Source organism: Halomonas alkaliantarctica (assembly GCF_029854215.1).
GTDB classification, from domain to species: domain Bacteria; phylum Pseudomonadota; class Gammaproteobacteria; order Pseudomonadales; family Halomonadaceae; genus Vreelandella; species Vreelandella alkaliantarctica_A.
This window is the reverse complement of sequence record NZ_CP122961.1, coordinates 2,852,647-2,867,015: the sequence shown is the minus strand read 5'-3', so window position 1 is coordinate 2,867,015 and position 14,369 is coordinate 2,852,647. Positions and strand designations below refer to the sequence as shown.

General features: G+C 53.7%; 12 protein-coding genes. 9 read left to right on the top strand and 3 right to left on the bottom strand.

Annotated elements, in window-relative coordinates:
- Positions 1 to 5 precede the first annotated feature (5 nt).
- The 4 genes from QEN58_RS13070 to QEN58_RS13055 all read left to right on the top strand — a co-directional run bounded on the left by QEN58_RS13070 (position 6) and on the right by QEN58_RS13055 (position 5,197).
- Positions 6 to 989: an extracellular solute-binding protein gene (locus tag QEN58_RS13070; protein WP_280104072.1), complete on the top strand. Its 984-nt coding sequence runs from the start codon at positions 6 to 8 to the stop codon at positions 987 to 989.
- A 64-nt stretch (positions 990 to 1,053) separates the two neighbouring features.
- Positions 1,054 to 2,283 (top strand): pyridoxal phosphate-dependent aminotransferase, encoded by a 1,230-nt coding sequence (locus QEN58_RS13065; protein WP_280104071.1) that lies wholly within the window; start codon positions 1,054 to 1,056, stop codon positions 2,281 to 2,283.
- Between the two features lie 3 nt (positions 2,284 to 2,286).
- Positions 2,287 to 3,162, top strand: coding sequence for a phosphonopyruvate hydrolase (locus tag QEN58_RS13060; RefSeq protein ID WP_280104070.1), 876 nt, complete (start codon positions 2,287 to 2,289; stop codon positions 3,160 to 3,162).
- A 358-nt stretch (positions 3,163 to 3,520) separates the two neighbouring features.
- Complete coding sequence (locus QEN58_RS13055; RefSeq protein WP_280104069.1) at positions 3,521 to 5,197, top strand: methyl-accepting chemotaxis protein; 1,677 nt, start codon at positions 3,521 to 3,523, stop codon at positions 5,195 to 5,197.
- A 69-nt stretch (positions 5,198 to 5,266) separates the two neighbouring features.
- On the opposite strand, the gene QEN58_RS13050 is transcribed toward QEN58_RS13055, so the two are convergent.
- Together QEN58_RS13050 and QEN58_RS13045 are read right to left on the bottom strand one after the other, a co-directional pair.
- Positions 5,267 to 5,806 (bottom strand): SDR family oxidoreductase, encoded by a 540-nt coding sequence (locus tag QEN58_RS13050; protein ID WP_280104068.1) that lies wholly within the window; start codon positions 5,804 to 5,806, stop codon positions 5,267 to 5,269.
- Positions 5,806 to 6,132 carry a nuclear transport factor 2 family protein gene (locus QEN58_RS13045; RefSeq protein ID WP_280104067.1) on the bottom strand — a complete coding sequence of 109 codons (327 nt, stop codon included), beginning with the start codon at positions 6,130 to 6,132 and terminating at the stop codon, positions 5,806 to 5,808. Before QEN58_RS13045 ends, QEN58_RS13050 begins: the two co-directional genes overlap by 1 nt.
- A 92-nt stretch (positions 6,133 to 6,224) precedes the next feature.
- On the opposite strand from QEN58_RS13045, the gene QEN58_RS13040 reads away from it, so the two are divergent.
- The 4 genes from QEN58_RS13040 to QEN58_RS13025 all read left to right on the top strand — a co-directional run bounded on the left by QEN58_RS13040 (position 6,225) and on the right by QEN58_RS13025 (position 9,276).
- Entirely contained in the window at positions 6,225 to 6,599 is a 375-nt protein-coding gene (locus tag QEN58_RS13040) for a winged helix-turn-helix transcriptional regulator (RefSeq protein ID WP_280104066.1), read from the top strand.
- Positions 6,583 to 7,059: a GNAT family N-acetyltransferase gene (locus tag QEN58_RS13035; protein ID WP_280104065.1), complete on the top strand. Its 477-nt coding sequence runs from the start codon at positions 6,583 to 6,585 to the stop codon at positions 7,057 to 7,059. The genes QEN58_RS13040 and QEN58_RS13035 overlap by 17 nt, the downstream gene beginning before the upstream one ends.
- Before the next feature lie 305 nt (positions 7,060 to 7,364).
- Positions 7,365 to 8,600, top strand: a complete 1,236-nt coding sequence (locus QEN58_RS13030; protein ID WP_280104064.1) for an MFS transporter — start codon at positions 7,365 to 7,367, stop codon at positions 8,598 to 8,600.
- Positions 8,581 to 9,276: a haloacid dehalogenase type II gene (locus tag QEN58_RS13025; RefSeq protein WP_280104063.1), complete on the top strand. Its 696-nt coding sequence runs from the start codon at positions 8,581 to 8,583 to the stop codon at positions 9,274 to 9,276. The genes QEN58_RS13030 and QEN58_RS13025 overlap by 20 nt, the downstream gene beginning before the upstream one ends.
- A gap of 72 nt (positions 9,277 to 9,348) precedes the next feature.
- Here QEN58_RS13025 and QEN58_RS13020 read toward each other — a convergent pair whose 3' ends face one another.
- A complete protein-coding gene (locus QEN58_RS13020; protein ID WP_280104062.1) occupies positions 9,349 to 12,384 on the bottom strand; it encodes a sensor domain-containing protein in 3,036 nt (1,011 codons plus the stop codon).
- 509 nt (positions 12,385 to 12,893) lie between these two features.
- Here QEN58_RS13020 and QEN58_RS13015 point away from each other — a divergent pair.
- On the top strand, positions 12,894 to 14,261 hold the full coding sequence (locus tag QEN58_RS13015; protein WP_280104061.1) for a carboxylesterase family protein: 1,368 nt from the start codon (positions 12,894 to 12,896) through the stop codon (positions 14,259 to 14,261).
- Positions 14,262 to 14,369 lie beyond the last annotated feature (108 nt).

The following is a 14,369-nucleotide window of genomic DNA, read 5'->3' as shown; positions in this document are numbered from 1 at the left end:
AACGCATGAAATACTCAGGCTACGCTGCTACTTATACTCTCTTGACCATGGTCTTAGCGGGAGCAGCAACTAATGCCGCTGCTGGAGAGGTCAACCTCTATACCTCTAATAGCGAAGATGCGGTTGCACTCGTGCTTGATGCCGTTGCTGAGCAGGCACCAGACATCAAGATTAACGTCATCGGCGGAGGATCTGGCTCGTTATTGCGCCGTATTGAGGCAGAACAATCCGCCCCGGCGGCAGATCTGTTCTGGAGTAGCGGCTTCTCGACGTTGGCAGGTTTTTCCCACCTGTTCACGGCCTATCATTCTTCCGAGGTTGATGCTCTTCTTCCGGCGCTGCAAGCAGACAACGCCCCCTGGACGGGAACGAATACCCACGTAACCGTCATCATGGTCAATTCTGATGTGCTTGATGGCGATCCACCGCAAACATGGGAAGCGCTGATGGATGAGCGTTGGGCGGGACAGGTAACCATGGCGGACCCGGCCAATTCCAGCTCCTCCTATGCGCAGCTTTATGGCATCTACCAGCTTTATGGCGAAGAAGGGGTTAGGAACCTGGCTGACATTGTCGAGTTACAAGGGAGTACTAGCGGTGTCTACAAGGCAGTAGCACAGGGCGAATATCCGCTTGGTATGACAATGGAGTACGCCGCACAACGCTATATACACGGCGGGCAAAGTGACATCTCAAAGATTTATCCCGCCGACGGTACCTTCCTTTCGCCCGAGGGCATGGCGTTCATCCAAAATGGCCCCAATCCGGAAGAGGCAAAACAGGTTTACGACCTGTTGCTATCACACGACGTACAGGAACAGCTCTTCGATCTGACCTTTCGGCGGCCTTCCCGAGCGGATCTTGACGATGCCATTGCTAACAGTGGCCTACCGCTGATGAAGGACCTCAACATCATTGAGGTCGATGAGGCCGAGGCGGGAGAACAGCGTGACTACCTACTAGAGCTTTGGGCTGACGCACGAGGCTGAACGGTAGGGTGCGGATTGTAGATAGGAATACGCCTAGCTCACACCTAATAAACAAGGAAACAGAATGGGAATCCTCTCATCAAAATTGGCAGCTGTTAAACCCTCTCAAACGAAGGCAATGACTGCACTGGCCGCAAACCTTAGAGCTCAGGGTAGAAACATCATTACGCTGAGCCAGGGCGAGCCTGATTTCGATACGCCCGCCAATATTAAACAAGCCGCCATCGCAGCCATTGAGGCGGGTCATACAAAATACACAGCCGTGGCCGGTATCGAGGCGCTTCGAGAAGCCATTGTGACCAAGTTTCAGCGTGAGAATGGGCTTAACTTCACGGCAGATCAAATTACGGTAGGGTGCGGTGCCAAGCAGCTTCTTTTCAATGCCCTTATGGCAAGTTTGGATAAGGGCGACGAGGTGGCCTTCGCGACGCCATGCTGGGTGTCTTACCCTGAAATGATCAAGCTAGCCGGTGGTACTCCCGTCGGGTTAGCGACCCACATCGATGACAGTTTCATTCTGCAACCCGATGTTCTTCGCAAGGCGCTGACGCCGCGTACCAAGTGGTTGATGCTCAACTCTCCTTCGAACCCGACAGGGGCTGTATACACGCGTAAAGACTTGGAGGCGCTAGCTGAGGTACTGCGGGATTATCCTGATGTATGGATATTGTCTGATGATATCTATGAACATCTGGTTTATGGCGATGCTGAATTTGCCACCCTGGCCGCAGTAGCCCCGGATCTGGCGCCGCGTACTCTGACGGTAAATGGGGTATCCAAAGCTTACGCCATGACGGGCTGGCGGGTCGGTTATGCGGCGGGCCCTCTCGAACTGATCAAAGCAATGAACACTGTTCAGGGCCAGTCCACCTCGCATACAAGCGCCATCTCTCAGTACGCTGCTGTCGAAGCGTTATTAGGGGATCAGAGCTTTTTAACCAATTTCCGGAATGCATTCGAAGCACGAAGGGATCTGGTGGTCGGGCTGTTGAATGATATTCCTGGCTTTGAGTGCCGCCTACCCGATGGTGCGTTCTATGTTTTCGTGGCCTGCCAAAAATTATTAGGAAGCAACACGCCGAATGGCCAGCGCCTTGAAACTGACATGGATTTTGCAATGTATCTGCTGGAGGAAGCTGGTGTCGCGGTCGTGCCGGGCTCGGGGTTCTTAGCGGATGGTTTTATCCGTATTTCCTATGCCGCTTCAGAAGACGAGTTAACAACCGCTTGTGACGCGATTAGCGAGGCAGTGCATAAGCTTTCTTATGAAAAAACAGGTGTTAAAGGGGAGTAAACCATGCGATATACAAGCAAAAGCCTCCGTGACATCATCTCCAGTGGTGGCATGGCGAGAGTAATGGCCGCGCATGATCCTCTGTCTGCCATGCTGGTAGAGGAAGCCGGTTTTGATGGTATCTGGGCAAGTGGCTTTGAGCTCTCTGCCGCGATGGGGTTGGCAGATGTTTCACTCGTCTCGATGACGGAACACCTCGACAACATGCGTAGAATGGCGGCACGTACCCACTTGCCTATTGTGGCAGACATTGACACTGGTTACGGCAACGCCATCAATGTTCTATACACCGTCGAGCAGTTCGAAGCGGCGGGTGCGGCGGCGGTGGTGATCGAGGACAAGATGTTCCCGAAAGTGACCTCGCTTATAGCGGACGGCCGTCAGGATCTAGTGTCCATTGCCGAGCACCAAGGTAAGATTGAAGCGGCGGTGAGTGCGCGCAAAGACCCTGACTTTATGATAATTGCGCGTGTTGAAGCGTTGATTGCCGGGCGTGGAGAAGATGAGGCGTTAGCGCGTGCCTATGCCTATGAGGAAGCTGGCGCAGACATGATCCTGATCCACTCCAAGCAAAAAACGCCTGATGAGATTGAACACTTCATCAACGCATGGACGGGGCACGCCCCTCTTGTGATCGTACCCACGGCGTATCCGCAGATGACCGAGACGCGTGCGAAAGCTCTGGGAAAAATCGGCCTTCTTATCTATGGCAATCATGCCATCCGTGCTGCCGTTACCGGGATGCAAAAGGTCTTTGCGCAGATTATCGAGGACGGTGGCATCGAGAGGGTTAATGACACGATCGTTCCTGTTTCAGAAATCTTCAGACTGCAACGCATGGACGAAGTAAAAGAAAACGAAAACCGTTATTTACGCTGACAGTCACGCTCGCCAATATCTCACCGTACTAATTTTTCTGCCCCGCATCGTGCCTACTTATCTGCTCTTGGATAAGCAGGCACGCCTAAGACGACAAGCTTGTTGTTGTATAAGAAGCTGCTCCTAAAATGTAAGACATTCGCTATCGTCCTTGTAAGACATTCGCTATCGTCCTTGTAAGAAATTGGCTATTTTTCGAATAAAAATTTATTTTATCGCTAGGTTTGCCGATATCTAACACTGTTGACAACCACAATTGCTGATAGCTATACGTGCTCCTACCAGAGTGCTAGCGGTGACGCGATTGCTCCCAACTACCCAAGGCAGCGCGCTAAGGGTTTTATGAGATCCCTACTCCATGCTATTTCTTAATCGAAGCGTCAAACTGCGCCTTGCCGTGAGTTTAGGCGCCTGCATCCTGATGTTAATCGTTGTCGGTATTATCGGTCTCTACAGTCTCAGTAAAACCAACGATGCCCTCAATCGAACCTATGAGGGAAACGTAATTACATTGGGTAATCTCACCCAGATCAACCAGGCACTCCTCGGCAACCGAGTGAAAATAACGGCCGAACAGCGTGATCGGAACCCTGCATCAGCCATAACGACGAAGCAAGAGATCGCTGAGAACGATGCCATTATCGACGCTGCCTGGAATGATTATTATCCGGAGCGGGTGTCCGATGACAGGGAGCGCGAAATAGCCGGCGAATTCATTGCATCGTTGGCCAGCCTGCGTGCTGGCATTGACGAGATTAATGCGGTAATGATTGATAATGATTTTGAGGCCGCAAGGGTGATTGCCACCACCACGCTACGTGCTGAATACCCTAAAGTGCTCACGGCGATTCAAAACCTCATCGAACGTAATAGCACCCAAGCCGCCGTCAATAATCAACAGTCCTTAAGTGACTATGCTTGGACGCGCAATTTCATTGTGGGTGTTATGGCAGCAGCGGTCATCTTCGGTATCCTGCTCGCGATATGGTTGATTCGTGGCATCATGACCCCGCTGGGCAAGGCGCAAGAACTTGCCAACGCCATGGCGGAAGGCAGGTTGGATAACGAGATCAATATCACCTGCAAGGATGAATTTGGTGTGATGCTCAGGGCGTTAAAGAGCATGGAGACCAAGTTCTCGCAGGTGGTCATGTCCGTTCGCAATAACGCCGAGTCCGTGAATGTTGCCGCTGACGAAATCGTATTAGGAACCGACGATCTGAGTCGCCGTACTCAGGAGCAGGCCTCAAATATCGAAGAGACAGCGGCGTCAATGGACGAAATCACCTCGACCGTGCGTCAGAATGCAGACAACGCTGCCGAAGCAGACAAACTCGTGTACGAGGTCAGCAAGCAAGCCAACGCAGGCGGTGAGATCGCCGCTCAAGCCGTCACAGCGATGGAGGGAATCAATGCCTCTAGCCGCAAGATTGCCGGTATCGTGGGCTTGATCGATGAAATCGCCTTCCAGACCAATTTGCTGGCGCTAAATGCGTCGGTGGAAGCCGCTCGTGCGGGCGAGCAGGGCCGTGGCTTTGCGGTCGTAGCTAACGAAGTCCGCAACCTGGCAGGGCGCAGTGCCGATGCCGCCAAGGACATCAAAAAGCTCGTCGAGGAGAGTATCGGCCAAGTTGATAACGGCTCAAGTCTGGTTAACCGTGCGGGCAAGTCGCTCGAAGATATCGTTCATGGCGTTCAGCGTGTCACGGTGTTGATGGGTGAGATTGCCACCGCCAGCCGAGAGCAGTCCCAAGGTATTGAACAAGTCAACACGGCCGTCTCGCAAATGGACAGTGTCACCCAGCAGAATGCCAGCCTGGTTGAAGAGTCCAGTGCGGCAGGGCGTTCACTGCAAAGCCAAGCGGAGGCATTGTTAACGGAAGTCTCGTTCTTTAGAGGAGCGACCACTGGCCAAAACCAGCGCGCACTACCCGCTACGCCAAAACCGCGTGGCAGCCAGCCTAGGGCTAGCAAAAGCACGTCGACCCACGTGATTGGTGGCAAACAAGACACCGAGAAATGGACATCCTTCTAACCGCCTGAAGTAACGAAAAGCGCCCCGGCTGGGGCGCTTCTGCTATTTGATCGCCAACTATATCTCCTCTCATACAACCGGCACGGTTCCACCATCAATCACATACTCCGTTCCCGTGATAGTAGCTGCCAGCGGTGATGCTAGAAACCCAATCAGGTTGGCCACTTCAGCAGGCTTCGACGGGCGGCCAATCGGGATACCCCCCAGCGCATCCATGATGAGTTGCTTGCCGCCTGCGTAATCGGTGCCTGCCTCATGGGCGCGATCCAGCCGCACGGCGGGAAACAGGTTGATGTCGAGCTCGCGCTGCCACTCTTCCTCCCCAAGAGCCGCGAAGCCGCCGCCGGGCGCGGATGAGCCACCCAGTACATGAACGATGATATCCACGCCGCCCAAACGTTCGTTGACAGTATCGGCCACCGTGGTACAACCTTCGACCGTCGTCAGGTCTGCGGCGACAAACAGCACATCAGGCAGGTCGGCGGGGCGAGTACGGGCGGTGGTCAGCACCTGCGCGCCTTCCTCGCGAAAGAGTGACACCACGGCCGCGCCAACCCCTTTGCTGCCACCGGTGATCAATACACGTCGTCCGCTCAAGTTCAGGTTCATTAGTGGATCTTCAATGACTGGATTTGCGATTCGGCAAGCTTGAAAGTGTGATCGAGTTGCACCGGGCTGCCGGGGAAGTTGCCAGTCACGGTGGCAGTCACCACCAGGGTGTTGTCTTGTTGAGAAACGCTGGCCGGCTCGACGCGGTACTCAATCTTGGCACGGGTAGCGCGCAGCCAGGCTTGAATAGCGGTTCGCCCGCGGTGCGTCTCCCCCTCATCAAACACGCAGGCATCGTGGGTAAAGCAGTCGCCAAGGTGGCTATCATCTGCCCCGTTGCTAATGCTGAAGTAAGTGGTGATAGCGTCTGGTAGTGACAAACTCATGATGGTCATCTCTCGCAGGGGTTAATATGCGAGAATCTTCTGCCTAGACTGACGCGTTAACAAGAACGCACAAAAAGGTAAGTGGCTTACCCATGAGAAAGATTTATACGCCCGCTACCGCCGCAAGCGATGTGGAAAATGTATTAAAAATGCTGGAAGGGCGCTGGAAGCTCATCATTCTCTTTCATCTCTTCGATGGAAAAGTGCAGCGCTACTCCGATTTTGAAAAACTCATTCCTGACATCTCCCAGAAAATGCTGGCCCAACAGCTGCGCCAGTTGGAAGCGGATGGCATCGTGGCCCGCAAAGTCTATCCCCAGGTGCCGCCGAAAGTGGAGTACCGCCTGACCGACTGGGGGCAAACGCTCTGCCCGGCATTGGATGGTTTGCTGAAATGGGCCGAGCAAAAGGATCACTTCAACCACTCTGAAGAGCAGAACGAACAAGACGATGCCGCTACCCAATGAGAGCCTCCTGATGCACTACCGCACCATGACCATCAACGACTACGAAGCTGCCATTGACCTGTGGAGCGAAAGCGAAGGCGTGCGCCTGCGCGATACCGATTCACGGGAAGGCATCGAGAAGTACCTGCTGCGCAACCCCGGCCTGAGCTTTGTGGCAGAAGTAGAAGGCGAAGGAGATAGAGAAGAAGAGCTGGTGGGAACGATCATGGCGGGCCACGATGGCAAGCGCGGCTATGTTCAGCACTTGTCGGTGGCGGATTCTCATCGCCGGTTAGGCATCGCCACGCGGTTGGTAGACCTCTGCCTGGAAGCGCTGAAGAGCGAAGGCATCCAAAAATCCCACCTGATGATTCTTCCCGATAACGAAGCCGCTCAGACCTTCTGGGCCAACCAGGGGTGGGCCTATCGATCCGATATTCTGCTCTATTCGTTTGTGAATGGAGATAATCACAACGTTTAGCCAGGCAGACTAAGCACTATATAATGGCGCTTCAATCAAATTTGCTCATCCTGGCGCTTCCTTTACTGGGCTGGCGTGAGGCATTCGCCAAGGATACTAAGGCTCAGTATCATAAGCAGCCTAAACCAAGCCACAGAAGTCATCATTCATGTCGTACCCACCTTTTTCGTTTCTTTTATCCGGTAGCCACTAGCCAAAAAAGTCGCGGTGCTTGCTGATTTGGCAACAGGCGTTGCGATATCGTCATGGTTTAGCGCTAAGAAATGGGTAATGCTAAGGAAAGGCTCAATGTTCTGAGAACCGCTATGACGAAGCTGCTGCCGATGACGTCTGCTCAAAACTACCGCTGGGTCATTCTACTCATAGCCACCCTGGCTCAAGCTGCAGCCTGCTTTTTCGTGCAAGGCATCGGCGCCATCAGCGTTTATATACAGGCAGATATGGCGCTCTCTGCCTTTCAGATTGGGACGCTGGTCTCTGCTGCTCAACTGGTGCCTTTAATCGGCCTGTTAGTTGCCGGCGAGTTGCTGGACAGGTTCAGTGAGCGTTTGGTGGTGGGAGTGGGAACCCTCATTGTGGGCAGTGCACTTAGCGCTGCCGTGCTGGCTGAGAGTTACTGGGCCATGCTGCTTTTCTTGGTCATCGTAGGGGCCGGCTACAGTACTGCCCAGCCTGGCGGTAGCAAGTCAGTAGCCGCTTGGTTTGACAAATCCCAGCGCGGCTTTGCCATGGGAATTCGTCAGGCAGGCTTGCCGCTGGGCGGGGCGCTGGCCGCGATCATACTGCCAACTGTCGCTATCACCTGGGGGTGGCGCGCTTCTTTTCTGGTGGGTGGACTGATTGCGATCTTTGGGGCGTTGGTCTTTATGCTTTTTTACCGTGCCCCTGGTGGCGTGGTGCCGGTTACAAGGGCTTCTGAAGATAGCGTAAAAAAAGTCGTTTTATCGCGGTTGGCGATGATTCGTGAACCGGCCATGAAACAGATCATGGCGTCTGGGATTAGTTTGATCTCGGTTCAGTACGGCATTTTGATTTTTACCGTGCTCTATCTGCATAGCCGTTTGCAGATGGAGGTACTGCAAGCGGCGACGTTGCTATTCGTAGTCCAGGGGGCCGGTGTTGCCGGGCGTGTTTTGTTGGCTGCCTGGAGTGATCGCTGTCGCTCGCGCTATTTTCCGGTCATGGTGTGCATGGTGGCGGTGATAGTAGGGCTGCTGGTATTGGTTTGGCTGCCGCTACACTCAACCCTCATGCTGGGCGGTTTGATGGCCTGGCTGGGCTTTTTTGGTTTTGGCTGGTACGGCCCTTGGGTGGCGTATGTGGCTGAGTCTGCACCTGCTGATAAAACCGGCTTTGTGCTCGGGCTGGCTATGGCGATTAACCAACTGGCGATTGTATCGATACCCCCACTCCTTGGGTGGCTGTTAGATATCAGTGGCAGCTTTATGCTCGGTTGGAGTTTGCTGATCGCCATGACGTTATTGGGGCTATTAATGACCATCCAGCGGCAAGGAGAAAGTAATGAAAGCGATCGTGTTTGACGTATTTGGCACTATTGTTGATTGGCGATCCAGTTTGATTCATCAGTTCAATGAGCTAGAGAAAGAGCTGGGGATTGAACTGCCCAGTGACGTATTGACTGATCAATGGCGCCATCAGTATGCCCCTTCCATGAATAGGGTACGCCAAGGCGACATTCCCTGGATGGGGTTGGATGATCTACACCGAGAAAGCCTCGTCAAACTACTCAATCAACATGGGATAGCGCTGGGCGAGGCGACCATTGATCGCATCAATCACTTTTGGCACCAATTAGAGCCCTGGCCGGATGTTCAGAACGGCCTGCAGCGCTTAAAAGAGCACTATATTATCGGCACGCTGACCAACGGCAATTTATCGCTAATGGTGGACGTGGCCCGTCACGCCAAACTGCCCTGGGATATGGTGTTTTGTGCCGAGCTGTTCCAGCACTATAAGCCGGACGCTGAGGTCTATTTAGGGGCTTGCCACCTGCTGCGCCTGCCGCCAGAAGAAGTGATGCTATGCGCGGCGCATAATTATGACCTGGGTGCTGCCCGTGCATTGGGAATGAAAACGGCGTTTATACCCCGGCGCACAGAGTATGGCCCCCAGCAGAGCAAAGATTTAGAAGCAGAAGAAGCATGGGACTTTGTGGCTGCAGACCTCGCAGCGTTGAGCGAGCAGCTCATAGACTGAGCCAACAACAGGCTCGCCTACGTGATCAGTAACGGTGGGTACCGCGGCTGCTATGAATAGCGATTCATACGATCAACGCCGTACTGCATTGATGGCCTCTTGATAGGGTAGTGGACGAGAAAACAGATACCCCTGAGCTTGGTCACAACCGCGCTCATGGAGCATTGCCAATTGCTCCTCCGTTTCTACACCTTCAGCAATCACCTTTAATTTTAATCTGTGAGCCATCGCAATGATCGTATTGACGATGATCTCACTGCCTGGGTTCGTGGCCACTTCGGAAATGAAAGACTTGTCGATTTTGAGAGTATCGATAGGAAAGCGTTTCAAGTAGCTCAAACTGGAATAGCCGGTACCAAAATCGTCTAGAGAAATACTAACGCCCAAGCCTATCAGTTCTTCCATCGTGGTAATGGCCGACTCGACATTGTAGATCAGCGCGCTTTCGGTGATTTCTAGTTCCAAGTCGGCCGGTGACATACCGGTTTCTATCAATATCTGTTGTATGACAGCGACAAGATTATCCTGGTGGAACTGTCGTGCAGACAGGTTCACCGCCATTTTCAGACCCGGGGTAGCGACTGCTTGGCGGCATGCCTCGCGCAGCACCCATTCCCCGATGGGTATGATCAGCCCTGTCTTCTCCGCCAACGGGATAAAGCTATCAGGTGCGATCATGCCTTGTGTGGGATGCTTCCAGCGTATCAGGGCCTCCAGCCCGATTACCTTTCTGGAAGTGATGTCGATCTGAGGCTGATAGAACAATTGGAACTGATCTTGTGCCAGCGCATGTCGCAATGAGGTTTCCAACGCTAGACCATCACGGTGAGCGTCCTTGCTGCCAGGCACGAAGTGCTGATAGTTGTTACCGCCATGCGCTTTAATAGCGGCCATTGCGCTCCTGGCGCCGTTGATCAGCACGTCCATATCCCTACCACTATGTGGATATTCTGCAATCCCCATGCTGCAGGAGATAAACAACTCCTGACCATTGTCCAGGGTGATTACCGACTGCAATTCGTCAGTAATACAGTTAGCAATGGCCGTCACTTCTGCAGCACTTTGACCCGGCAGCAAGACAATAAATTCATCGCCACCCCAGCGGGATATCGTATCGGCCTTGCTAATACACGCCCGTATACGGTGCGCTACCTGACGAAGCACTTCGTCACCACCCGAAAGTCCAAGGCTCTCGTTAACCTGCTTAAAGCGGTCGATGTCCACATACAAAATACTCAGAACATCCTGGAGTTTATCGACCTGGTGCATTGCTTGAAGCAGCCGGTCGGTGAGAAGCAAGCGGTTCGGCAAATCGGTAACATTGTCGAAATGCGTTAAGTACTCAAGCCGCTGGCTCTTTTCCAGAGTAGTCATCGCGAACGATATATCGCCTGCCACCTCTTGCAAAAGCGTCATTTCAGTTTGATCAAAGGCAAACGGCTCGTGCCGGAAAAGCACGAATGCCGATTTCTTCGATTCCTGCGGAAGCGTCAGTGGTAATGCCGCCATGGCCTGTATGTCGAGCTCTATTAAATCCGTTAACTGAGCGTCGTGAGGTTGCGCTCTCAGGTCGTTGTGCACCACGGCGCAATGCTTCTTCAGGCATTCGCGAATCGTGTCTGTTTCAAATTCGGAAAACTGTCGAGTTTCTATCGCTTTGTGGGCAGCGTGTACATGCAAAACTTTGCAGCGTCCTGCTTCATGATCGTATTCCACGACCATGGCGGCAAAAAGCTCGCCTTCTTTCACCGTAATGCGCGTGGCTTCCTCGCATAGAACGTCACGACTCTGGGCTCTTACAATTAGGGTATTGATGCCGCTTAATACTTTGTGTGTACGATTCAGGCGCAGAATTTTCTGCTCAGCCTGGATACGTTCGGTAATGTCGACAACCGCCGCCATCAAAAAGCGTGCTTCCGCCGTTTTGACTGGATTGAGCGAGATTTCAGCAGGAAACTCGGTTCCATCCTGACGCAAGGCAAACAGATCGCTACCTGCCACCTTCATTCGCTGTTTAGGGTCATTGATGTACTGTCGGCGAAACCCAGAATAGTTCTGATGCAACCGCTTTGGTATCAACGTTTCTATTGGCTGCCCCACTAGCTGGTGGGCCTGATAGCGAAAAAGCGATCGTGCCAACTGATTCGCCATTTGGATGATGCCATTCTCGTCGACCATGAGGGTCGCAACAGGGGCGCTGTCGAGCGTCGAGCGAAAGCGTTCCTCCTCGTAGTTGAGCGCAGCCGCCCCAAGCCAACCAACAAGAACAAGCACCATAATGCTGGACATGCTGCTCAGCGCGAAACCAAACGCATCGGTATAGTAGCCAGCGGCGACACCCTGCATACTCAGCCAAGAGGTCAGTAGCGGCGTTAACACGATATAGGGCAGCAAGCGGCGTAAAGAGCGACCGCCGATATAGGCACTGGCCGCAGAACTCATCAGGCCTTTGCCAGGGCGGGCTAGAAGCATGCCGACACTACAAAGCGCGAATAGAATTGACGTGTGAAGGGCCATCGTCGAAAAAACAGACAACCGAAACTTTTGAACGCCAAATAAATAGCCGACTAACGCCGAACCACTGATGGCGATGGTTATCAGTGCAACGATCTGCAGCATTAGGGAGGAGTAGCGTACGGGGACTATCGTGGTTAGCCACCCAATACCTATCAAGCAGAAGCAAATGGCCGTACCAACCGACATCCGACCCGGCCAGTTCTCAGCTGGCGTGGCCTTATCCATGATAAAAACGTTGTCGATACCTATCGCCCAGTTCAACGCATATTCTAAAAGCGTAAGCCCTGAAACCATTAATATAAAAGCAGCGAGCAGAGCGACCACTGAATGTTTAGCGCGGGTGATAACGGGCTGAGAGGCAAGCCGTAAAATGATGCCGCTGGCGAGAAAGCACAGTGCCGTATTGACTTTCATTGAATCGAAGTGAGGCAGTATGTGTTTGCCAGCCTCTATATCAAAGGCCCATGACAACAACACTAGCGTGCTGATAGCGATGACTGTCCAGCCAATATAGCCAGTGGTCGTTCTGTAAATTTGGTGGTAAAGCTCCTTGGCATCTATATTCGATGTGCTTCCCTCTTGGCTAGGCATTATTACTAACTCCCCATTATTTTTGTGACGCTACCCAGCAAGCGACATCGCAACCTAATGTCGGTGTATCTACGTCAACACATAAACCACCAAGCTAGCTACCAGCCTTTATCTCCATAACGTACGCCTGATGACGCACATATTAAAGGTGGGTATTTATTCAACTACAAACTGACAGAGCGAAAATAGAGCGAAACCAGCAGTATCTTAGTGTAAGCCTTCCTTCCTAATACGAATTAACCATAGACCTAAATGGGCAGAGTATCTAATGCCACAATATACGAACAATCAATGGTCTAATCCCTCATAGTGGATCGTTCGAGTGTCGTGTTCTATAGGCGTTCTGCTGGGACTTTCCCTGCCGGATAACGATGCGTTTAATGCCCTGGCTCTGCGACATCATTGATACCCGGTGGCCTGAGCTTATGGCTGGCCGATGGTGTATCAGGCATTGTTGGCACGTAGCAGCGTTGCTGCACTTATTTCATGCTAGGAACCCAAGGAGCGGTATGCGCTACGTTGATTTAAATGACCGTGATGAGCTAAACGACCACGATGCTCCGCGCTTTACCACCCCCGCCGGAGAGATCATCGGCTGGCGGGATCGAGGCGTTATCCGCGCCACGGGCATTCGCTATGCCCGCACCCAGCGCTTTTGCGCCCCAAAAGATGAGTTGCCCTCAACCGCGCCTATCCAGGCCACCGCGTGGTCGCCTTGCGCGCCGCAAAACCTCATTCCCGAGCTAAACGCTGTGCTGGGGATTAGCGCCCAAGCGTTCTCCCCCTGCGAGGGCGCGTTACATTTATCGGTCACCCTGCCGGAAAATCCCTCGCCAACGCCTCGGCCCGTTATGGTCTGGATACACGGTGGTTCTTACGTGTTTGGTGCTGGGGATCTCCCGGTGTTCGACGTACGCCCGCTGGCGCTTGAGCAAGACGTGATCGTAGTGGCGGTGACGTACCGGCTTGGCCTGTTAGGCTTTCTGGGCGGCTACGCCAATCGGCCTGCCAATTTAGGCCTGCTCGACATGATCTCGGCGCTGCGCTGGGTGAACACCAATATCGCGGCCATGGGCGGTGACCCCACCAATGTCACCCTGTTTGGCCAGTCCGCAGGGGGCGACGCGGCAGCGCATCTGATGATTGCCGAAGGCACCGAGGGGCTGTTCCAGCGCGCCATTATTCAGAGCGCGCCGTTGGGCATTAGCCGAGGCCGGGCGAACATGTACGCCAAGATGAGCCAACAGGCTGCCACGCTAAACGACGATGCACCGCTTGATGAGGTTTTGCGCCGACAGACCCAAGTGGCGGAAGCCGCCCGTGGCTTTGGTCTAAAAGCGGCCATGCCGTTTGGCACCCAGTACGGCCATTACCCGCTGCCCACTGAGGCCGAGGCCGATGCGGCCTGGCGCCGCGCCGCCGCAAAAATTGACCTGTTTATGGGCTATACCGCAGAAGAGAACACGCTGTTTGTTGTGATATCCCCGAGCCTGATGCGGCTGCGTAACACACCCTTGGTAGGGGAGGCGCTCAGTAAAGCGATGGTGGCCGTCACCACACGCAAGGTCTACATACGCGATGCGCATAAGTTTGCCCGCCGCCATGCGCAGGCGGGTGGGCCCGCTTACCTGTATCGGCTGGACTGGTGCAAAGGCCGCTACCCGTTTGGCGCCGCCCACACGATCGACCTGCCGCTGCTACTGGGCGAGCCATCCGGCTGGCAACATGCCGATTTGGTAAAAGGTGTGGACGAAGCCACGCTGCTTGAACACGGCAAATCTATGCGCGCCCTATGGGCCGACTTCGCGCGTACCGGCCAGCTTCCGGCCACCGGCCACATCGAGCCGCAGGTGCTTGAGTGGTGGGAGGTGAGTTAGTCCTTTAAGTGGCACGACCTCTGGGCAGACGATGCCGATCTATTAAAAGCCAACCCCGACGGGCGTATTCCTGCGCTGGTAACAGAGGAGGGCACTACGCTTAGCTAA